The sequence below is a fragment of the Bartonella sp. AP57NXGY genome (genome assembly GCF_042195805.1).
GTDB lineage: Bacteria > Pseudomonadota > Alphaproteobacteria > Rhizobiales > Rhizobiaceae > Bartonella.
The window spans coordinates 1-22,828 of sequence record NZ_JBHIOZ010000020.1 but is presented as its reverse complement, the minus strand read 5'-3'; the positions used below and the strand labels follow the sequence as shown (position 1 = coordinate 22,828).

The following is a 22,828-nucleotide window of genomic DNA, read 5'->3' as shown; positions in this document are numbered from 1 at the left end:
GGGGACCACCATCTCCTTTACTTAGATCAAAGGTGTCAGCTGGTCGTCATCATTTAATTTTTAGTTTTCCTGTTGAACAGCGCTTATATGGATATGATGAAGCATTCTTATTTCTTTCTTCAAATAATCCATACTTCTCCTCGGCTTGTGACGTGTAAGAGAATAGTCTTGATTGATTCATCATGTACAGATTTGAAATGAGGAAATCATACGATATCTAGACTCCATTCAAGATTTATAATGATAAATCAAATATTTTTTATCCAAAAATAATGTGCTTTTAAGAAGATAAAAATTAAAGTTATTTAGAATACCGCAATAAAATCAGTAACGAGGAGGGTAGTTTATTGGAAAAAAATAAACCATGGAATTACTTAACTGATTATTGAATTTTGCTTATTCTTATCTGTTTCGTATGATTAAACATAAAATATTGATTTATAATAATTAATTTTTCTTTATAGTGAATAATAGTTCCGACGAAAGGCAGCTTTTCTGAAACCACGAAGCCTTTTATATTGAAACAATTAAAATTATTTCTGTACATATCATGAGTGGAGCTGGTGCATGAGTAAAAGAATATTGAAGAAAGGAATAAAAATATCTCTTATAAGTCTTCTTAAGAGTCAAAGGTGTTGTAACATTAGAGGCTCGTAAATAGTATGATGATGTTAGTTTTCTCCTTCATAAGTGTAAAGATGAGGCGAGACAACAGCTTTTACATTAAATATCGTCCGAACCCAACAAATGAGCGAAATCGCTTTTTAAAAGTTCTGCATAAAAATGTATTTTCAGTTAGTTTGTTAGGAACTATGAGAAATTCCTTTATTGCGCTTAATATAAATAAATCCATATCCCAGACCGATAAGGGCAGATAAACCTGAGCCACAAAGGACCCCAATTTTTGCCGCATCAAGCAGAATAATATCTTTAAAAGCGAGCATTGAAACAAAAATAGACATTGTAAAGCCAATTCCTGCTAAAAAACCAATGAGTAAAACGCCTGTCCAGGTCATATGAGGGGGGAGGCGGCATAGCCCTGATTTTACAGCTATATAACTGGCAGTGATAATACCAAGAGGCTTACCGATGAAAAGACCAATGACAACACCCAAAACAATCAAGAATGATTTGTCAGAAGAAAGATCAAAGTTTGCAAAACTTACTCCTGCATTTGCGAAGGCAAAAACTGGCATGATACCGTATGCAACCCATGGATGCAATGCTTTTTGAACACGTGTTACTGGGGCGATCATGGCCCGTTGTCCTTTGCGCATCTTTTTCAATGCTGTTGAAATATGATGCAGATCTGTTTTTGTATTTTTTTCTTGAAGAATTTGCATAGCGTTACTGAGCATGGTGAGTGGCGCTACAAGAGTACGGGTAGGAAGAACGGGAGTCATCATCCCTAAGATTACGCCAGCAAGCGATGGGTGAACGCCTGTTACCATTAAACCCCACCAAATGATTGCACCAGGTAAAATGTAAAGCCATGCTGATGCAAGCCCGATCCACTGAAAAAATAGTACCAAAGCAATACCCGCTCCTGCAATCATTAAACCGCTAGGATCAATGTTTGTTGAGTAGAAAAAAGCAATAATAAGAACAGCGATAATATCGTCAATAATTGCTAATGATAGAAGAATAATATGAAGATTAGAGGGAATTTTTTTCCCTAGAAGAGCAAGAATACCTAGAGCAAAGGCAATATCTGTTGCTGTTGGCACAGCCCAACCGCGGATATGTCCCTCGTTAAAATTGAAGATAAAGTAAATAATTGCAGGAACACAAACGCCCCCTATTGCAGCAACAATTGGTAAGATTGCTTGTTTAAAATCGGCAAGAGCCCCTTCATGAATTTCGCGTCGAATTTCCATTCCTGCGACGAGAAAGAAAATAGTCATAAGGGCATCATTAACCCAGAAATGTAAATCCCATGAAAGAGTGAAATGACCCAAATTAAAGCCAAGAGGTGTATGCCAAAAAGATTCATAGAAAGCAGCATATTTAGAATTGGCAAAAATAAGTGCAGAAGCAGCAGCTAATAAAAGAACAACACCACTAAGAGCTTCAATATGGAGAAAACGCTCGATAGCAGAAAGCGCTTGATTAGTGACACGAGAAGCGCGATTAGGCAGGCGATTTGAAGATAAATCAGACATGAACAACTCCAAGCATCGTCAATTTTAGATTCTATACTCTCTGTATAAATGACTTTGTATGATACCTTCTGTATCATACAAAAGAAAAAAGAGGAATAAAGTTCTTAATTTATAGACAAGATCATCATGTTTAAAGCACAAAATGTTTAACGCGACGCTTCATTTTTAATAGTGAGATGTACTTTGCTTAAAGCCTTAGATAGATCATTTTGTAGAGCAGATTCGAGATCAACTATTGCGAGACCTTTATTATCTTTTGCTTTAATTTTAACGATCAATGTTTGTGGATTTTTAGCAAATTCTCCTAAGGATTTTGAAATTTTTTCTGCTTCGTCATGATTTTTTAGCAGAATTTTTGGGGTCTGCGTCATCATTAGATAGAAATCGTCATAAAGTTCCTTTTTTAGATCATGTTGGCTGTCATTAAGATTTTGTGCAAGATAAGAAAAAAGCTTATCAATGAAACCTGCATCCGTATATTGTATATCAATTTCATTGATGCCAAGGTCTTGAGACGCAGCAATCATTATATTTTTCTGACCAGAAAAAAGCTTTTCATCAACATCAATAACCTTAGCCGAGATGTTCCCAGATCCAACGTTTTTCATATTGAAAGACATTGTATCAAGAAAGAGCATACGTTTTTTTTCATCGTAAGAAATATCAATTTTTCCTGAAACATTAAAGCGCTCAAAGTTCAGATTTTTGAAGAACTCTAAGTCTTTTTCATTCATTTTTTTAGGTAAAACGGAAAGGTTATTGAGAGAAAGAAAAAGCTTTTTAGGGATAGGTTGTTTCCACAAACTTGGTTTGAATTGGAATGATTCGAGCGTTGCTTTCAACTGCGGTATATCAACGGTGATATTATCAACTTTGGCATCCGCTGAGGTAATGGCGAGCAGTATGTTTAGAAGAAGACCATTTTGTGCTACTTTTTCAGCGATTTTATTATTCTCTTTTCTTGCATTAAGATAAGCTTTGATTAATTTTTCAGGAGTTTGCTCAAGCGGTTTCATCTTTAAACCAGATGTTTTAAACTGCCCAAGGAAGAAAGAGCTGTTTTTTTCTGCTTCTTCAAAAATATCGACACTTATATTATTCAAAGAAATGGGGCCAGTAACGGTTTTACCTTGATTGAGAGCATTGTTTTTTCCAAAAATGATAGAGTAGGCATAGTTGATGTCGATATCATGGGCTTTTATTGTATTACTTTTAGCCATAAGTTGCATCTGTTTGGCACCATTTGCTACGATCGTTTTAAGATCCATATTTTTGATACTAACTGAATGGATATGGTTATTTCTAAAATCAGAAAGCTGGAAATTCTTGATTTCAACCGTTTCTGTTCGGTTATTTTTATTTTCTATAGAAAGTTGTATATTGGGAGCAATAATTGAGGAAAGCTCAATACGCATCATTGATTGTAAAAGACGTGATGTTATCGTTCTATCTTTTTCTTTTAAGGATACATTCCGAAGGGAAATTTGGGGAATTTGCACATGAATATTATTATACTTTAAATCAACATTATAAAATGTAAAAGTTCCGGGAATAAAGGAAAGAGGAGGACGGGCAGAAATGGCACCAATTTTAAGTGATGTACCAGCTGGAACAGGTATTGTCACATTCTTCAAATTGATTTTACCTAGAATGCTTACTTCAGATGTTTCGGCTTTTATGGAATGACGGGCTATTTCTTTTCTTACAAAACCGTCAAGATAGGGTTTTGCAATATAAAATCCACCAACAATTATAATTGCCAAGATAGCAACAAATCCAATAATGCAAGTGAGCCAATATCTGAGGTTACTTTGATACCCACTATTAAGATTGACCATTCTTTCTTCTTTCATTTTTATCACTCTTTGAATTGAGAGTGAAGATAAATTCTTTTAAGCAACGACAAAGGTTTAAATATAGCGTGTACCAGTTTCAACAATTATCTACTCTCTATATTAGAGTTATTCTCATCTTTTTTGCAATATAGCTTTATCAACTTTTATCAATTTTCTTTGGGTTCAGCACTTTATAGAAAAGCACGCATAATAAGGAGAGGCAAGTTTATGCGCATCATAATTTTTTATCACTTTAAAATTATCCTAAAATATTTCGATGTCTGCTTTTATCTTGCTGCTGTTTATAGGAATATTTAAAACATAAAAAATATGTTCTTGTTCATTATAATTTAATGGGGAGAGGTAAGTGTTATGACAGAAAATCAAATAATGGCTTTTTCGATCATTGGTCTCATGATGGTTGTTTTTATTTGGGATCGATTTCGTTATGATCTTGTTGCTATTTGTACTTTATTAATAGCTTGTGCCCTTGGTCTTGTCAGTCCGAAGGAAGCTTTTAGCGGTTTTAGTAATGATATCGTTATTATCGTGGGGAGTGTGTTTGTTGTCAGTACTGCTGTATCTCGCTCTGGTATAATGGAATTTATTATTCAACGGATATGGCCAGACGTGAAATCGGTGCGTCTTCAATTAGCGTTTTTGGTTCTTTCTGTTGTCGTATTATCAATGTTTGTTAAAAACATTGGTGCTTTGGCGATTATGCTTCCGATAGCTTTTCAGTTTGCACGTCGTTCTCAGGTTTCTCCTTCTGTCTTTTTGATGCCCATGGCCTTTGGTTCTTTGTTGGGGGGGCTTATGACACAGATAGGAACATCTCCCAATGTTGTTATTTCAGCGATGCAAGAACGTTTAGCAGGAACACCTTTTACTATGTTTGATTTTACACCAGTTGGTGCGGTTGTTGCGACGGCTGGTGTTGTATATTTGGTTCTTTTTTATTGGCTTTTGCCTGTGCGTGTGCGTTCAGGTGTATCATTTGATGATGCCATTGATATTCGTAATTATGTTGCAGAAGTACATATTCCAATAAATTCACCGATTGTGGGAAAAAATATTGTTGATTTGGTTAAGCCATCAAGTGGTGATGTTATGGTGATTCAAATCATCAGAAACAAAGTATCTATTTCACCATTACCAGATTTTGTTTTGTCTGAAAATGATATTATTTTGCTGGAAGGATCACATACAGGGTTAGATAGCGTGATGAATTCTGCTCGTTTAGAGTTTTCTAAGGGGCGAACTATTGTTGCAGGTGATAAGGACAGTGATATTGATATTATTGAAGCAGTCATTACCCATAATTCACCTCTTATCGGTATTAGTGCGAAAGAGTTTTCCTTATTTGATCGCTATAATGTAAATTTGCTTGCGTTAAGTCGTCAACATGAAAGGGTGCGGGGAAGACTTGATGATATTATTTTCCATCTTGGAGATGTGATTGTTTTGCAAGGACAGGATGCAGTTATTCCAAATTTATTAAGAGAATTGAAATGCTTGCCCCTAGCAAAACGAAATATTGTGTTTGGAAATTTACGACATGGTTTCATCTCTTTAGCTGTTTTATTTATAGCAATTATTTTTACAGCTTTTCATATTGTTCCAGTTGCTTTTTCTTTCTTTGCTGCTGCTGCTGCAATGGTGATCTTTCGTGTTTTGCCCGCGCGTGATCTGTATCAGGCATTAGATGGCTCAATATTAGTGCTATTAGCGGCTCTTATTCCAGTGAGTGAAGCGTTAGAGAAAACAGGATGTACGGATCTCATTGGTCAATGGCTGAGCCAATTGGCAATATTTTTCCCGCCATCCGGTGCTTTAGCGCTTATGTTGGTGACAGCTATGTTGGTTACGCCATTTTTGAATAATGCAGCAACAGTGATGATGGTAGCACCAATTGCGTCAAGTTTTGCTCATTCCCTTCATTATAAGCCTGAAGCTTTTTTGATGGCTGTTGCAATTGGTGCGGGCTGTGAGTTTCTTACACCTATTGGACATCAAAGTAATATGCTCGTGATGGCGCCAGGAGGATATCGTTTTAGTGATTATCCACGTTTAGGTGCTCCATTGGCGGTGTTGATCGTTATTATTGCTGTTCCAATGCTTATGTGGGTTTGGCCTTTACAATAGGATATTTTTAGAAACTTTAAGAATCAATTATAAAAGGTTGTTAATCGTATGAAGATAAGTTGAAGGGATATACTTTATATAAAGAGCTTTAACTGAAGATTTGGAATTATACCACACTGTAATCATGGCGCTTCGGTATTTTTGATACAGATAAAAATTTATCTATTTGGTTTTAGTAGATATTCATGGAAATTTACTGTTTATTCAAGTTTTTTCAAGAATTGGTTTTTCTATTATAATTGTATAATCCAATACAACCAACGATTGCGGTTGAAGACTTTAAAAGATTATTCCTCTATATAATGGAGAGAAAGTTCGCTTGAGATGATAGGCAATCATGATAAATATTAAGGCAGTGAATTTTTCATAATATGTAAAAGCTGTAATGTGAACAAACAGGGTGCTTACATCATTTTCGATTAAGACTGTTGCAAAAATCTGATTGAATTGGCTACATGTTGATTTAAAATAAATAAACGAGTAATTTAAAGATTTTTAGTTAATTAGGGCTACCATCTTTATCCATTTATGCGTAAAAGCACAGGTGAAGTAACTTTTTTCAAGGTATGATATATGTCGTATGATAGTTTTATTGCTGAAGTGAATGCAGAATTTCGTCAGGAAAAGGCGCTTGCTTTTTGGAGACGGTATGGTTTTTCAATTATTGGAGCGGCTGTTCTTTTTATATTCATGATAGTTGCTTATCAAGTTTATCATCATACACAAATAAAGAAAGCTGGTTATATTGGTGATGCATTTGTAAAGAGTCTTGATCTTGCGGATACACGTGATTTTGATAAAGCGATAAAGCAATTAGAAACTGTTAAAACCTCTCATTTTGGGGGGTATCCTTTTCTTGCTCGTTTACGTGAGGCTTCTTTACTCATGGAGAAAGGTGATATTATTAAGTCAGTGGAGATCTTTGATTCTGTTGCAGCGGATGAGAAAGCACCGCAGATTTTGCAGAAAGTTGCAAAAATTCGGGCGGCTTATATTCTGGTTGATACAGGGACATTAGCTGATGTTGAAAAGCGCATCAAAGATATGGCAAGTGATACCGATCCTATGCGTATGTCTGCAAGAGAAGCTTTAGGCTTAGCTGCTTATAAGGCGGATAAAATGGATGAGGCGGTTTATTATTTTAAGAAAATTTCTGAAGAAGGTTCTTTGGGTTTAAAAATAACAGATCGGGCTCGAATGATGCTTGAGCTTATACAAGCTGAGGGCAAGGCAAATAAGGAATAAATCGATGAGCCTTACCATTGCTATCGTTGGTCGTCCCAATGTTGGGAAGTCAACACTATTTAATCGTTTGGTTGGGCAAAAATTGGCTTTGGTTGATGATAAGCCTGGTGTAACACGTGATCGGCGTATTCATGCGGCAAAACTTCAAGATCTACGTTTTGATGTGATTGATACGGCTGGGCTGGAAGAAGCAGGTGATCATACACTTGAGGGGCGTATGCGTTCTCATACAAAAGTTGCAATTGATGAAGCGGATCTTATTTTATTTGTATTTGATGCAAAGAGCGGAATAACACCAAGTGATTTAAATTTTTCTTCATTGGTTCGCAAATCAGGAAAGCCAATTGTGCTTGTTGCCAATAAGTCTGAGTCAAGAGCGGCAACAGGAGGAGAGTATGAGGCGTGGTCATTAGGTTTGGGAGAGCCATGCCCAATATCGGCTGAACATGGTTTGGGACTTAGTGATCTGCGTGATGCAATTATAGATGCTGTTGGGTCAGAGCATGTTTTTGGCAACAACAAAGAAGAAGATAGAATGATACAACCTGCATCTGTTGGTGATGATGTAAAGGATTTGGAAGAAGAAGAGCTTATTTACGATGAAAGTAAGCCCATTAGGATTGCAATTGCGGGGCGTCCCAATACAGGAAAATCCACTCTTATCAATAGTATGTTGAAACAAGAGCGATTGTTAACAGGACCAGAAGCAGGACTCACGCGTGATTCTATTTCTGTAGATTGGGAATGGCGTGGTCGTCATATTAAACTTTTTGATACTGCAGGTTTACGTCGAAAGTCGAGAATTCAAGAAAAATTAGAAAAACTATCTGTTGCAGATACTTTGCGTGCTATTCGTTTTGCAGAAGTGGTGGTCATTGTTTTTGATGCAACGATACCTTTTGAAAAGCAGGATTTACAAATTGCTGATCTTGTGATTCGTGAAGGGCGTGTTCCAGTTATTGCTTTCAATAAGTGGGACCTTATTGAAAACAGTCAGACCACATTGATTGATTTGCATGAAAAATGTGCGCGATTTCTTCCTCAAGTTCGTGGTTTGAGAGCTGTTCCTTTATCAGGACAATATGGTCAAGGGATTGATAAACTGATGGAAAATGTCATGATGATGCACCGTGTATGGAATCGTCGCATTTCGACGGCTAAATTGAACCAATGGCTTGGAACTGTTGTGGCACATCATCCACCTCCTGCGGTTTCTGGACGTCGACTTAAGGTTAAATACATCACACAGGTTAAGACACGTCCTCCTGGGTTTATGATTTCCTGCTCGCGCCCCAAAAGTATGCCTCAGTCGTATTTGCGTTATCTTGTCAATGGGTTACGTGAAACATTTGATATGTCTGGTATACCCGTTCGCATATCATTACGAGCCTCTGATAATCCTTTTGCGACACGTTCCAAGAAGAAATGATAACTCTTTAATTTTTTAAGTGAATGAAATCTATACTTAAGAATCTTAAAAATAAGTTTTTTAAATGATCGTTCTTTTCATAAAAGAAAAAGTTTTATTTGCTAAAGTTTTAATTTTATTGATAATCATTTATCATGAGCGCTATTGAATAGAGTTCTCTCATCTTGATAAAGATCATTTATTTGCATGTCATGAGAAGAGTTTAATAGGGAGTATTTAAGAAAGAGTACATAATCCTCTTAATGGGTTATTAAAGTGCAAGAATAGATGCAATATGAGGGTAGGGGAATGTAATTATGATGCTTGTTTGAAAAGCAGCATTAGATTATCGTTTCATAAAAATAAAGCTTATGAATAAGCGCTTTTGCTTACGATAGTTTGTCTGAATAAAAAGCAAAAATATTTGCTGAATCTACGGATATTCAATTGTAAAGAGCGAAATTCATAAAAGTGGATTAAAATTGTATAAAGTAGTATGGTAATCGTATTTAAATTTTATTGTGTTCTATTGGCTTAATCTATTTGAAATTTTGGATTTATTAATATCTTGTATTTAAAGGACCTTCTCTTAATACCCTCAAGCTCATTTCGTGATGAGGCCTGTAATGGCGTATATAAAATACTTTGCGAATAGGATCATATAGAAACCATTGATTATTTCATTTTCATAAAATAAAAAGTGCAAGTTTATTCGAATAAAAGGAGAAAACCAACGCTCTCATACTGTTTTTAGCTTTCTATGTTCTCTTTCAAAACTAGGACTGATATAACATTGGGAGTCGGAAAATAAGATGGTATTGGTTTACACCTTTTGTTAAGTGTAAAAATGGTTGTTCTATGAGTTTTATATTATTCACGTGAACTTTTCGTTATACATTCACGGGTGCTGTCGTGAAATCGGTTTAGGTGCTTGGAATATCTTTTTAAGAAAGCATGTAAATTGAAAAATACGTTATTTCTGCAATAAAATTTATACGATAATTTGTGATAGATTTCTTTTAGTATCTTGACGAATAAATTCGGGAACAATATGATGCACACGGTTTTATGAAATGTATTCTTACGTTGCTTTTTAATTAAGGAGCCAATGATGGCGATGGGCGAGAAACCCGTTATGAGCCGTAAGGAGGCTGAAGAGGAAAAGCAAGGAGAGTGTCTTCATTCAGAGGATTTGGAATGTCGTAGTAGGAACTTAAGCGTAGCTTTAGTGCGCAAGCAAGCATTAAAGAAGCGGGAGCATAGGAATAAGCGGGAAAAATCACAAGGAAGGATGGCAGGTGCAATTAAGCTTTCCAGTGAGTTTCTGGCAAGTATTATAGTTGGTATTGTTTTGGGGTTGGGGTTTGATAAGTTAGCAGGTTCATGGCCTTGGGGATTGGTATTTTTTCTCTTCTTTGGATTTGCTGCTGGTGTATTGAGTATTCTTCGGTCTGTGGGGTATGTTTCCTCCAGTCAATTAGGAAAAAAAGGCGTATTGCGCCAAGATAAACAAAATAAAGGGGCCAATGAGAGGTCCGATAAATGAGGTTGAAGTGACAGCGCACGCTCCAGATCCTATTCATCAGTTTGAGGTTTTAAGGCTGATTAAGATTTCCATAGGAAATATGGATTTATCGTTTACAAATGTATCATTGTTTACAGTTCTCACGGTTGTTGTAACTTCTATTTTTCTCTTTATTTCATCATCGAGTCGTGGATTGGTTCCAACGCGGATGCAGTCTCTTTCGGAAATGGCATATGAATTTGTAGCATCGACTCTGCGGGAATCATCTGGTGTGCAGGGAATGCAGTTTTTTCCTTTAGTTTTTTCTCTGTTTACTTTTATTTTGGTTGCTAACTTTATTGGTCTCTTTCCTTATTTTTATACGGTTACGTCTCAAATCATGATCACGTTTTCGTTAGCAATGGTGGTAATTTTGACGGTGATTGGTTATGGCTTTTATAAGCATGGGGTCAGTTTTTTGAAACTGTTCGTTCCCAGTGGAGTTCCTGTTGTGGTTTTACCTCTGGTGACAATGATTGAGGTTATTTCTTTTCTCTCCCGTCCAATTAGTCTTTCTCTTCGTCTTTTTGCGAATATGCTTGCTGGTCATATTACGCTTAAAGTGTTTTCTGGGTTTGTTGTTTCAATGATTGGGGTAGGAATCGTAGGTGTGGGTGGTTCGATTTTACCGCTTATTATGACTGTAGCAATTACTGCTCTTGAGTTTTTGGTCGCATTTCTTCAGGCTTACGTCTTTACGGTTTTAACTTGTATGTATCTTAATGATGCAATTCATCCAGGACATTAATAGAACTGGCGGTTTTCCGTCGAATAATGCAATTTCGCTTTAAAGGAGAATAACATGGAAATGGTGCTTGCAGCAAAATATATTGGCGCTGGTCTTGCTTGCTTTGGTATGGCTGGAACAGCTTTAGGACTTGGTAATATTTTTGGTAGCTATCTTTCTGGTGCATTACGAAATCCATCAGCAGCAGATAGTCAGTTTGGACGTCTCGTCTTTGGTTTTGCTGTAACAGAAGCTTTGGGAATTTTTTCATTGCTCATTGCTTTATTACTTCTTTTTGGGGTTTAATCATTATCAAAAGGGTATATCTGTTCTTGCATGAGGAAAGATTTACCCTTTTAGGCTCTTAACTAGAGAGATGCCAGAGAGATGTTTGTCAGTTATCATCGGTTATAGAGGGCTTTAATAAGCTATTTAAAGGATGAAAGAAGATGTTTGTTTCAAGCGCTTATGCACAGAACACTGAAACGTCGATAGAACATATTAAAAAGGTAGCAGAGCATGCAAATCGTGTGTTTCCGCCTTTTGATTTTGTGCATTTTGGTTCGCATTTTTTCTGGTTGGCAATTTCTTTCGGACTGTTTTATCTTTTTATCTCCCGTGTAATTGTACCACGTATTGGCGGTGTTATTGAAACACGGCGAGATCGAATCGCATCTGATTTAGATCAGGCAATGCGCATGAAGCAAGAAGCAGACATTGTTGTTGAAACTTATGAGCGGAAATTAGCAGAAGCGCGTTTGAACGCGCAGGCTATAGCGCAGGTAGCTAGTGAAGAATTAAAAGAAAAGGCAGAGCTTGAACGGAAAGAAATTGAAGAGAGTCTAGAGAAAAAACTCGCAGATGCTGAAAAACAGATAGCAAAAATTCGGGATAAAGCGATGCAAAATGTTGGTTCTATCGCTGAAGAAGTAGCTCTTGAAATTGTGAAAAAATTGATTGACGTTGATATCAGCAAAGAGGCTGTTCGTTCAGTTGTTAAAACTGCGGATTATTGAGGAAGACAAAGATGACTGATACTTTTTGGGCATTTGTTGGGTTAGTTCTTTTTTTGGCTCTTTTAGTCTATTTCCAAATTCCACAGAGGGTTATACACCATCTTGATGCGCGCGCGAAACGTATCAAAGATGAACTGGATGAGGCTCTGCGTCTTCGTGAAGAGGCACAGGAAATATTGGCTGAATATCAACGCAAACATGCAGAAGCAGAAAAAGATGCGCAAGAAATTATTGCAGCAGCAAAGCATGAAGTTGAATCCGTTATTGCTGAGGCCCGTGCAAAAGCAGAAGAATATGTAAAAAACCGCAATAAATTGGCAGAACAAAAAATTGCCCAAGCAGAAGCGGATGCAATACGCATGGTTTCTTCATCGGCGATTGATTTGGCAATTTCTACAGCAGGTACCCTTATTGCAAGGGAAATAGATTCTAACAAGGCAGATGAACTTATCAAAGAGTCTCTTGAGAAAGAATCATTTATCAAAATGAAAACATATCTTAATTAATGATATTTGAGAGATAAAGAACAGTCTCTTTGGTTGCATAATTTTCTCAATATTAATTAATAAAAGTCATAAAAAAGAAAAAATTATCTTCATTGTTTTTATCAGTTAATAGGGTATTTTGATTTTAAATGACAAGTTTTGAGAAGTCTGCAACCGATTGTGTAACAATGTGAGTGCGTTTGAGAAGAGCAAGACGGTTAGCACGAACATCAGTTTTTTTATCATTCACCAATACTTTTTCAAAAAATATATCAATCAATTTTCCAAGTGGCGCTAGCACACTGAGTGCAAATGATAAATTTGTTGCATTGATGGGAGCAAGAACCTTTCTTTCTACTTCACAGATTGCATGATAGAGCTGCTTTTCTTCTTTCTCGACAAAGAGCTCAGGATTAATTTCATTCGCTATTGTTGTGCTTTTTTGAAATTCATTTTCAAGAATATTGGCAGTACGTTTTACAGAGGCTACAAAGTTCATTCCATCGTGGGTATTGATGAAAGCGATAAGCGATTCGACACGACGTGCAACCAATAAAAAATCATCAGAATCTTTATTTAAAACGGCTTCAAGGGCATCGTAACGAGCGCCTTCCTCTTTTAGATAGATTTTCAAACGGTCATGAAAAAAGAATAACAGATCTGATAAAATATATTCTGTTTTTTCTGGAAGCAGATTCTGCAATTGTGAATTTTCTCTTTGAGAGATTTCATATTTATTTTTTTGTTGTAAGAAAAGATTCGTTGCTAACTGGAACAGCGGCATAAGATTGATTTTCCAATCTCGCGAAAGTACAAGCCTAATAATTCCCAATGCTGCTCGTCTTAACGCATAGGGATCTTTTGAGCCCGTTGGTTTTTCATTAATGAGCCAAAAGCCAACGAGCATGTCAATTTTGTCGGCGAGCATAACGGTTATAGCAAGTGGTTCTTGTGGAAGACGATCTGTTGGTCCTTGAGGTTTATAATGGTCTTCGATTGCTACAGCTACGCGAGGATCTTCCCCTTGAAGAAGGGCGTATTTTTGCCCCATAACACCTTGTAGTTCAGGAAATTCTCCGACAATTTCTGTTTGCAAATCAGCTTTTGCAAGGATGGCTGCACGTTTTGCTAAAAGAGGATCTGTTTGTATCAAAGGGGCAATTTCTTGTGCGAGTGTAGCAATGCGTTCTACTCTTTTACCTTGTGTACCTAATTTAGCATGAAAAGTTACATTCAAATGATCAAGTCGCGCCATTCTTTGATCGAGAGGTTTTTTTATATCAAGCTCAAATTTTTTTATAGAAGATTCCAATTGTTGAAGATCAGGCAAATCATGCTGATCGGTTTGCCAAAAATGAAGTGCATCAGAAAGACGGGCACGGACAACCTTACTATTTCCTTTCGAAATTTCTTTGCCTTCATCATTTGCAAGAATATTAGAAACGAGAATAAAATGATGAGAAAGTTTTACTTTTTCTCCTTGTTTGCGGGTGACAAAACATTTTTGATTGGCTCGAATGGTCAAGCGAATAATTTCTGGAGGAATATCAAGGAATGATTTGTCAAAATCACCCATCAGGATAACAGGCCATTCAACAAGACCAGCAACTTCTTCTAGGAGGGGATTATCTTGAACCAGTTCTAAACCGTTTGCAAAGCAGAGATTTTGGGCATCAGCTAAAATAATATTCTTTCGTCTTTCGGCATCCAGAATGACTTTATGGGTTTCAAGTTGAGTAACATAGTCATCAAAGCGGCGCACTTGAAATGGCTCTCCATCACTTAAGAAACGATGACCATAAGTTAAATTATTGCTTTTAAGAGAACCAATTGTAAACGGAATAACATGTGTTTCACCAATTTCTGGTCCGAAGATGCAAAGAATGTTTTGTAAAGGTCTAATCCACTTCAAAGTACCACTTTGTGCTGAATCTTTTCCCCAACGCATAGATTTCGGCCACGGAAAGTTGCGGATAATATCCGGTAAAATATCGGCAATAATTTCTTCTGCAGCTCGACCTTTTTTAACAATTTTAGCAATATAAAAATGACCTTTTTTATCATCATGTCCAATATGCGCTTCAGAAACATCATTTAATCCTGTTGCACGTAGAAAACCATCAATTACATGCTGTGGTGATTTTATACTGGGACCTTTGCGTTCTTCATGGACATCTTTGGAGCGTGTGGAAAGTCCGCGTATGTCCAATGTTAGCCGACGAGGTGTCCAATATTCACGAGCAGCTTCATAGATCAATCCAGCATTCATAAGTTGATCTGTAACAGATTTCTTAAGATCAGCAGCAGCTTTTCGTTGCATACGTGCGGGGATTTCTTCACTGAAAAGTTCAAGAAGAAGATCAGACATTAGGCTTCTCCAGTATATATTTGTCCAGCTTCTGTGAGTAAGAAGACTTCCCCACAACGGCGCGCGAGATTACGAACGCGAAGAATGTAATTTTGTCGTTCGGTTACAGAAATAACGCCACGTGCTTGCAAAAGATTAAAGATATGGCTCGCTTTAATACATTGATCATAGGCAGGAAAAACACAGCGATGGAATACATTTTCTTTATTTGGTTTTCCAGCATCAAGAAGTGCGCTGCATTCGCGTTCTGCATCGATAAAGTGCTGATGGAGCAGTTTTGTATCAGCAAATTCGAAGTTATAATATGAGTATTCCTGTTCTGCCTGTAAAAAAATATCTCTATAACTTATTTTGTTTTCTCCCTCCAAACCATTAAAGTTAAGGTCATAGACGTTATCAACCCCTTGGATATACATCGCTAGACGCTCAAGACCGTATGTGAGTTCCCCTGAAACTGGAGCGCATTCAATGCCGCACACTTGTTGAAAATAAGTAAATTGAGAGACTTCCATTCCATCGCACCAACATTCCCATCCAAGCCCCCAAGCACCAAGAGTGGGACTTTCCCAATCATCTTCAACAAAGCGAATATCATGCAGTTTTGTATCAAGCCCGATAGCTTGTAGCGACTTTATATAAAGTTCTTGTAGATTGAGCGGAGAGGGTTTGAGAAGCACTTGGAATTGATAATAGTGTTGTAAACGATTTGGATTCTTACCATATCGGCCATCTGTTGGACGTCGAGAGGGTTGGACATAAGCAACTTTCCAAGGGCGTGGTCCTAGAGAGCGTAATGTTGTTGCTGGATGAAAAGTCCCAGCTCCGACTTCCATATCGTAAGGTTGCAAAATTGCACACCCATAGTGTGCCCAATAATTTTGCAAAGTTAATATTAGTCCCTGAAAAGAACGTTTTGGGTTAAGATGTTCAGGCAGTTTCACGCTTTATACTCTTTATATTGGACTAAACAAAAAACCAAAGTAATTTTAGTTTCTCTATTTATTATTCATGTGGTTTATGGTTAAGCATCGTTTATTGCAAACCAAATTTCAACTTTTCTTGAATTTGTTCAGAATTTTCTGGTTTTCCGTCAATTGCGTGGTTCCATTGAAAGATTGCTTCACGTTTACGCCCAACTTTCCAATAGGCATCCCCTAAATGATCATTTAGTGTTGGGTCCTCAGGTTGTAATCTGACAGCATTTTCTAATATTTGCACTGCTTTATTATATTCTTTTAGTTTATAATAAGCCCACCCTAAAGAATCGAGAATATGACTGTTGTGAGCTTGTAAAGCAGAGGCTTTTTGTAGCATACGGAGCGATTCTTCAAGCTTCTCACCACGTTCCACAAGGGAATAGGCTAAATAATTAAGAACCTGCGGTTGATTTGGGAAAAATTCAAGTGATTTTCGCAAGTCAAGTTCTGCTTTTGGCCATTGCTTTAAACGTTCAAAAGCAATACCACGCTGATAAAAGAGTTTCCAATCGTCCTGCTGAAAGTTTTTTATCTTTGTAATAGCGTAGTCTAGAGTTTTAATGGCCTCAAGAAATTTATTGTCCTGCATATAAAAAGCAACGAGCGTTATCAAAATATTACGATCATTGGGAAATTTTTTATTTAACAATGTGAGTAATTTTATTGCTTCTTTGTAATTGTTGTTATTGGCAAGAAGGAATGCAAGATGAAGTTGTCCATCTTTATAATAAGGAGATTTAGGGGATAAAGCGCGATAAAGTTTAATTGCTTGATGTGGATCGTTCAATTTAGCAGAAATGTGTGCGAGCTGAAACAGTGTTGCGTCATTTTGAGGGTATAAGGCGAAAGATAATTGCTTAAAAATACGTGCAATTCGCCCTGAGTTTTTGTAGTTGAGGGCTGTTCCAAAATTATATAATACCTCGGCTGCTCCTTGTTGAGGTGTTTTAATAACTCTCTCTAAGAAAGAATTTTTTTCAATTTTTTCTTGAAAGTTTTTAAGGACTTCTCGACCTGACAACATTTGTTCGCCATGCTGGATTGTTTGAAGAGCTTGGTTGCGCATATTATGGCGCAATTGGAATGAGGCATAGGCTATGATAATACGCTCATAAGTATTAGGAGCGATAAGAGTTCCCTGTTTGTTACTCAGTGCTTTAATGAAATATTTTTTTGCATCCTTTGGCCGTTCTGCAAGGTCGCTCATAAGTGCTAGATGATAAGATATAAAAAGATCATACCAGACAGGACCTTTGAGTTTCTTAAGATCATCGATTGCCTGAGATTTTTGTCCAGATCCAAATGTAATCCAAGCGCCGATGAGTTCAGGTATTGGATTATTGGACGTAGGAAGTTCCTTTAATTTCAGAAGAGCCTTGGCATTCTTATAATCTTTTTTGATGAGACTTTCTACTGACAAAGTTAAGGAAACAAAGGGAGTTATAACATCGTTCTCTTTGAGTTTTTGGGCTTGTTGGACAGCTTCTTTAAAGTTTCCGACCGAGAGCATAGCTTCAAGGAGCTCTTTTTGTGTTTCAATGTTATCAGGTTGATAAACCAGTGCTTGTTTAAAATAATTGATAGCAAGTTCTGTTTTATTTTCATGATTTGCAACCCGTCCAGCTAAATAAGCACCTGTAAATGAGCTTGTATGAGTTGCTGCACTTATTTTACTGTAGGTGAGGGATGGCATCAGCATGATACCCACGATAAAGAGGGCAAAAAGTCGAGATACCGTTGCAGAGCACATGGAGCTAATCCTTTTCAAGATAATCAATTGATGGTGTTGTTTATAGATCATATCTCATTACTTTGTTGAGAAATACTGCGATTCTTGCAAAGAATTCAGTTTACGCGCGCAATACAAAATTCAACAGTCTCAACGAGAGCATTATAAGCAAGATTTTCATTCATGGGAACAAGAGCATCAATTGCATATTTTCCATAGATGCGTGCTTGTTCTATTGTATCTGTGATACTATCATACTTTTCCATTAAGTGTTGCGCGTGTGCGAAGGATTCATCATTATTATTGCCATCTTCAAGCGCTTTTTTCCAGAAATCTTTTTCTACCATATTCCCACGCTCATATGCGAGAATAACAGGCATTGTGATTTTTCCTTCTCTAAAATCATCCCCTATATTTTTTCCTAAGTTTTGAGCACTACCGCTATAGTCAAGTGCATCATCAATTAATTGGAAAGCTAAACCTAAGGATGTTCCATATTCACGTAATGAAGAACGCTCTTTATTTCCATAGCCAGCAATAATGGGTCCTACTTCAGCGGCTGCTGAAAAAAGTGCTGCTGTTTTTGCATCGATGATTTTGAGATATTCTGAAGGGCTGGTTTTTATATTTTTTGCGGCAGAAAGTTGCATAACTTCTCCTTCAGCAATAATTGCAGCAGCGTTGGCTAGGACAGAGAGCGCTTCTATGGAACCGACATCGACCATCATTTTAAAGGCCTGGCCCAATAGGAAATCACCAACAAGTACACTTGCTTGATTCCCCCAAATCATCCGTGCTGTAGATTTTCCACGTCGTAAATTACTTTCGTCAATCACATCATCGTGTAGCAATGTTGCTGTATGCATAAATTCAACAGCTGTTGCGAGTTTTATATGCCCGTCACTTTGATAACCAAACATATGAGCAGAAGCGAGCGTAATCATTGGGCGTAATCGCTTTCCACCTGATGAAATAAGATGGTTAGAAATTTCAGGGATCATCTCAACCTCTGATTTTGCCATAGAGAGAATAAATTGATTTACGCAATCCATATCTTTTTGAGTAAGATTGACAAGAGGTTGAAGAGAAATTTGATTATTTCTTATTTGTTTTGGTTTGATAGCTGCACTCAATGTGTTTACTCCTAGAGTATTGCAATGGACATATATAAAATTTACTTTATTCATTAGCATAAAGGGGGTTTGGTTTTGACTCAAGCTTTTGATGTCGTTTAAAAGTGTTAGCTTGGAATGTTATTGGCAAGAAATGTTCTTTAGCGAGTGTAATCTTATTGTTATAAAATAATAAAAAATTTAAAATAGCAGCTGAATGGCAAAAATGCAGTTTATAAAGGTGAGCATTAGGCTTTTAAATGGATAAAGCAGCGAATCAGAGTGGTGAAACAATTGACAGTTTTCACCGCGGGAAATTTTATTTGGTTCAACCCCATAAATATGGTCATCGTTCTGGAATGGATGCGATGTTATTAGCTAGTTTGGTTCCAAGTGATTTAAAGGGCAAGGTTGTTGATTTAGGTGCTGGTGCTGGAGCTGCAGGGTTAGCTGTTGCTTCGCGTTGTCTGAAAGTTCATGTTACCTTAGTTGAACGTTCGGCTTTTATGATATCTTATGCTCAAAAAACGCTTATGCTAAAACAAAATAAACAATTTGCTAGCCGAATTTGTTTGCTAGAAGCAGATGTTACCTTCAAAGGGAATGCCCGTATAAAAGCAGGTTTGATAGATAATAGCTTTGATTTTGCGATTATGAATCCACCTTTTAATAATCCCACTGATCGCAAGACACCTGATCAACAAAAATCTGAAGCACATGTTATGCCTGAAGCGATGTTTGATAATTGGTTGCGGAGTGCAGCAGCGATTGTCAAGCCAGGTGGATACTTAGGGCTCATTGCACGACCACAATCACTAGTAGATATTTTGCGTGCTTTAGAAGGGCGCTTTGGTGGTATTTGTATCGTTCCTGTGCATGCACGTGCAAAGACAGCAGCAATTCGTCTTTTATTTTACGCAAAACGAGGAAGCAGAGCAGCTTTATCTATTTTACCGGCATTGGTTATACATGAAGGTAATGACCATACTTTTTCACCCCGAGTTGATGCAATTAATAATGGATATATAAGCTTGTGGGAACTTTTCTAATAGTATCTTGTGTTTTTTAGTTTATTATTTAAAGTCTACACTTTGTTGTTAGGGAGGTTTGACTTTGGATGAAATTATATTTCTGGTTGTAATGTGGGGATTGATTGGCGTTTTTGGATGGTATCGCGTTCTTCCTTTTTGTTGTCCTTGCCTATTTAATTGTTCTTAATTTATAAGGAGATTTTGTTTTGATGGATTTTATTAAAAGTTTTATTCCACGCCGTTTTTCTTCCGATAAACTTGAAATTCCTGTGGTGCGCCTTCAAGGAGCAATTATGGATTCATCAGCATCTATATCTCGTACCCTTTCCCTCAGTAGGTGTGCAAATCTTTTAGAGAAGGCTTTCGCACACAAAAAGTCACCGGTTGTTGCACTTATTATTAATTCTCCTGGTGGTTCACCTGTACAATCGCGTTTTATCTTCAAGCGCATTCGTGACTTGGCAGAAGAAAAAAATAAAAAGGTTCTTGTGTTTATTGAAGATATTGCAGCATCTGGTGGTTATATGATTGCTTGTGCAGGGGATGAAATTTTTGCAGATCCTTCTTCAATTGTTGGTTCCATTGGAGTGGTTTCAGCTTCCTTTGGTTTTCCGGAACTTTTGAAGAAAATTGGTATCGAACGGCGTGTATACACAGCAGGAAAGAACAAAGTTACATTAGATCCATTTCAGCCAGAAAAAAAGGCGGATATTGAGCATTTGAAATCTCTCCAACTTGAAGTGCATCAAACTTTTATCGATTTGGTTAAAGAACGGCGTGCTGAAAAATTATCAGATGATTCGAATCTCTTTACAGGAATGTTTTGGAGTGGAAAACAAAGCGTTGGGCTTGGTCTGGTTGATGGATTGAATGATGTACGTTCTGTTATTAAGGAGCGCTTTGGTAATGATGCAAAACTTCGACTTATTATGCCTCCAAAAAGTTTTTTAGGACCTAAAACGCCTTCAGGAGTGACGGCACATACGGTTTATACAGTCGTTGATAGTGCATTGATGGCAGCAGAAGAGCGAGCTCTTTGGCAGCGTTATGGTTTGTGATGGAAAGGATCATTCAAGCCAGAGAGATTTTTATCTAAAAACAGATACTAGAAGAAAAAAGGCTTGAAATGATACGAATGAGAACATGTCGTTTATTTTGTATGAGAACTCTTTATATTTATTGTTTTTTAGAAAACGATTAAGAATATTCCAAGCTGTTTATAGGGCTCGTGCTAAAAGTATGGGTAAAAGGGGGAAATTTTTAAAAGAACCCTATGTAAGTGAATATTACGTCATATGATATCAAATGTACAAACTTCGTTCCAAAGATATTCCTATTTATTTACACCTATTAAATTGAATTTAGCTCTACATGTTGTGGGGCAACGTGCTGACGGGTATCATTTAATAGAGAGTTTGGTTTATTTTAGTCTTAGCGGTGATTGTCTACACTATGCACCTTGTGAAAATAATCAGTTTGTTTTGACGGGGTCGTTTGCAAAAGGGCTTGTTTCTCATTTAGACAATTTGGTTATTCGCGCAAGGGACTTTATGCATAAGACTTTTCCGGAATGTGCTCAACCTGCTTTTTTTCGGCTTGTAAAAACATTACCTGTTGCTTCAGGCATTGGTGGTGGCTCAGGTGATGCAGCTGGGGTTATCAGCATGTTGCGTCGGCAGTGGAATCTTGATTGCTCTTACGAAGAATTAGCAAAAAAGAGCTTAGTTCTTGGTGCTGATGTTCCCATGTGCCTTTGTGCATTAGAGTATCAGCAGCCGCTTTTGGTTAAAGGAATTGGTCAAGAGATGATACGACTAAAAGAAGCTTGTTCATTAGCAATGGTATTGGTTAATCATGGACAAGAGATTTCAACACAAGCTGTTTTTAAAGCGTTAGAGAAGCGTCATAATCCTTCTTTAAAAATTAATACAGACGCTTTAAAGAGTGTTGATTCATTAGTTGAAGTTTTACAAGAAACGCGTAATGATCTTTTTTCTCCTGCATTAAAAATAGCACCTCAGTTAGCTGAAGTGTTATCTATATTAGATGAATGTGGGGCTCTTTTTTCCCGTATGTCTGGAACGGGAGCAACTTGCTTTGGCATTTTTAAAAATAAACAAACGGCGCAACAAGCAGCTCTTTTTATCAAATCAATGTACCCAAATTGGTTTGTAAAACCTATCATGACTTTAGGAAATATTTGATAAATAAATATAAAAGCTTTTATTTTATCATGATTTTATTATACATAATAAAAGAGGGTAACCAAAGAAATGTGTTTTTTTATTTTTTGTGCAAGAATTCGTGGAATGTTTGAAGAGCCATTTAAAACTGTAATGCTTGCAAAAAATGATCAGGCTACAGAAATAGATGTATGTTTGTTGTATTTGTGATGTATCAAAGATGTTTAATTTGCCGCTTCAACCAAATTTTTCGTGCGAATTGGATTTGCAAAAACAGGGTTTTTTTCATATAGCAGGTGTTGATGAAGTAGGACGGGGGCCTCTCGCTGGACCTGTGGTAACAGCAGCCGTTATCTTGGATAGAGATCGTATTCCTAATGGGTTAAATGATTCAAAAAAACTTTCTTTTTTCCAACGAAATAGACTTTATCATGAAATTTTGCAAAGTGCATTAGCGGTTTCAGTCGCCAGTCTTTGTGCTCGTACAATTGATCAATCTAATATTAGAAAAGCAACGTTAGAAGCAATGCGTCGCTGTATTATAGGATTAGCCATTCCAGCCCACTATGTCCTTGTTGATGGGCGTGATATTCCTTCTGAGTTGTCCTGTCCTGCAATGGCATTGATTAAGGGCGATCAGCGTTCAGTTTCAATTGCAGCCGCATCTATTATTGCGAAAGTAACGCGTGATCGGATGATGGAATGTACAGGACAAGTTTATAAAGGGTATGGTTTAGAGAAGCATGTAGGTTATGCAACGCTAGCGCATCGTACAGCTCTTGATAAATATGGACCAGTTATAGGATTACATCGTTATAGTTTTGCACCACTAAAAGAGTGT

At 37.0% G+C, this 22,828-nt stretch carries 18 protein-coding genes; 12 read left to right on the top strand and 6 right to left on the bottom strand.

Annotation, left to right across the window (positions count from 1 at the left end; genetic code table 11):
* Window positions 1-803: 803 nt before the first annotated feature.
* The gene (nhaA, locus tag ACFIL8_RS04030; RefSeq protein WP_375618444.1) at window positions 804-2,162 is read right to left on the bottom strand and encodes a Na+/H+ antiporter NhaA; all 1,359 of its coding nucleotides are present in this window, start codon (window positions 2,160-2,162) and stop codon (window positions 804-806) included.
* A 146-nt stretch (window positions 2,163-2,308) separates the two neighbouring features.
* Window positions 2,309-4,015 (bottom strand): hypothetical protein, encoded by a 1,707-nt coding sequence (locus tag ACFIL8_RS04025; RefSeq protein WP_375638035.1) that lies wholly within the window; start codon window positions 4,013-4,015, stop codon window positions 2,309-2,311.
* A 354-nt stretch (window positions 4,016-4,369) separates the two neighbouring features.
* Here ACFIL8_RS04025 and ACFIL8_RS04020 point away from each other — a divergent pair, with 354 nt between their 5' ends.
* From ACFIL8_RS04020 to ACFIL8_RS03985, 8 genes are all read left to right on the top strand, one after another.
* Window positions 4,370-6,142 (top strand): SLC13 family permease, encoded by a 1,773-nt coding sequence (locus ACFIL8_RS04020; protein WP_375688974.1) that lies wholly within the window; start codon window positions 4,370-4,372, stop codon window positions 6,140-6,142.
* Window positions 6,143-6,715: 573 nt separating this feature from the next.
* A complete protein-coding gene (locus ACFIL8_RS04015) occupies window positions 6,716-7,387 on the top strand; it encodes a tetratricopeptide repeat protein (RefSeq protein ID WP_375612087.1) in 672 nt (223 codons plus the stop codon).
* Between the two features lie 4 nt (window positions 7,388-7,391).
* The gene (der, locus tag ACFIL8_RS04010; RefSeq protein ID WP_375629773.1) at window positions 7,392-8,816 is read left to right on the top strand and encodes a ribosome biogenesis GTPase Der; all 1,425 of its coding nucleotides are present in this window, start codon (window positions 7,392-7,394) and stop codon (window positions 8,814-8,816) included.
* Between the two features lie 1,090 nt (window positions 8,817-9,906).
* Entirely contained in the window at window positions 9,907-10,341 is a 435-nt protein-coding gene (locus tag ACFIL8_RS04005; RefSeq protein ID WP_375612110.1) for an AtpZ/AtpI family protein, read from the top strand.
* 7 nt (window positions 10,342-10,348) lie between these two features.
* Window positions 10,349-11,107 (top strand): F0F1 ATP synthase subunit A, encoded by a 759-nt coding sequence (locus ACFIL8_RS04000; RefSeq protein ID WP_375612111.1) that lies wholly within the window; start codon window positions 10,349-10,351, stop codon window positions 11,105-11,107.
* Between the two features lie 54 nt (window positions 11,108-11,161).
* Window positions 11,162-11,392 carry a F0F1 ATP synthase subunit C gene (locus tag ACFIL8_RS03995; protein ID WP_005773968.1) on the top strand — a complete coding sequence of 77 codons (231 nt, stop codon included), beginning with the start codon at window positions 11,162-11,164 and terminating at the stop codon, window positions 11,390-11,392.
* Between the two features lie 143 nt (window positions 11,393-11,535).
* On the top strand, window positions 11,536-12,102 hold the full coding sequence (locus tag ACFIL8_RS03990) for a F0F1 ATP synthase subunit B (protein ID WP_273790398.1): 567 nt from the start codon (window positions 11,536-11,538) through the stop codon (window positions 12,100-12,102).
* Between the two features lie 11 nt (window positions 12,103-12,113).
* Window positions 12,114-12,608 carry a F0F1 ATP synthase subunit B gene (locus ACFIL8_RS03985; protein ID WP_375638039.1) on the top strand — a complete coding sequence of 165 codons (495 nt, stop codon included), beginning with the start codon at window positions 12,114-12,116 and terminating at the stop codon, window positions 12,606-12,608.
* A gap of 124 nt (window positions 12,609-12,732) precedes the next feature.
* Here ACFIL8_RS03985 and glyS read toward each other — a convergent pair whose 3' ends face one another.
* The 4 genes from glyS to ACFIL8_RS03965 all read right to left on the bottom strand — a co-directional run bounded on the left by glyS (window position 12,733) and on the right by ACFIL8_RS03965 (window position 18,854).
* On the bottom strand, window positions 12,733-14,955 hold the full coding sequence (glyS, locus tag ACFIL8_RS03980) for a glycine--tRNA ligase subunit beta (RefSeq protein ID WP_375688972.1): 2,223 nt from the start codon (window positions 14,953-14,955) through the stop codon (window positions 12,733-12,735).
* On the bottom strand, window positions 14,955-15,896 hold the full coding sequence (locus tag ACFIL8_RS03975; RefSeq protein WP_375688970.1) for a glycine--tRNA ligase subunit alpha: 942 nt from the start codon (window positions 15,894-15,896) through the stop codon (window positions 14,955-14,957). Before ACFIL8_RS03975 ends, glyS begins: the two co-directional genes overlap by 1 nt.
* 91 nt (window positions 15,897-15,987) lie before the next feature.
* Entirely contained in the window at window positions 15,988-17,682 is a 1,695-nt protein-coding gene (locus ACFIL8_RS03970) for a tetratricopeptide repeat protein (RefSeq protein ID WP_375612092.1), read from the bottom strand.
* 95 nt (window positions 17,683-17,777) lie between these two features.
* Window positions 17,778-18,854: a polyprenyl synthetase family protein gene (locus tag ACFIL8_RS03965; protein ID WP_375629760.1), complete on the bottom strand. Its 1,077-nt coding sequence runs from the start codon at window positions 18,852-18,854 to the stop codon at window positions 17,778-17,780.
* A gap of 179 nt (window positions 18,855-19,033) precedes the next feature.
* Between ACFIL8_RS03965 and ACFIL8_RS03960 the strand changes: the two genes are divergently transcribed.
* The 4 genes from ACFIL8_RS03960 to ACFIL8_RS03945 all read left to right on the top strand — a co-directional run.
* Window positions 19,034-19,822, top strand: coding sequence for a tRNA1(Val) (adenine(37)-N6)-methyltransferase (locus tag ACFIL8_RS03960; RefSeq protein WP_375629758.1), 789 nt, complete (start codon window positions 19,034-19,036; stop codon window positions 19,820-19,822).
* A gap of 191 nt (window positions 19,823-20,013) precedes the next feature.
* Window positions 20,014-20,862, top strand: coding sequence for a S49 family peptidase (locus tag ACFIL8_RS03955; protein WP_375612095.1), 849 nt, complete (start codon window positions 20,014-20,016; stop codon window positions 20,860-20,862).
* A gap of 237 nt (window positions 20,863-21,099) precedes the next feature.
* The gene (locus ACFIL8_RS03950; RefSeq protein WP_375638045.1) at window positions 21,100-22,008 is read left to right on the top strand and encodes a 4-(cytidine 5'-diphospho)-2-C-methyl-D-erythritol kinase; all 909 of its coding nucleotides are present in this window, start codon (window positions 21,100-21,102) and stop codon (window positions 22,006-22,008) included.
* 199 nt (window positions 22,009-22,207) lie between these two features.
* Window positions 22,208-22,828 (top strand): ribonuclease HII (locus tag ACFIL8_RS03945; protein ID WP_375688968.1); only part of this gene is annotated, 621 nt, incomplete at its 3' end.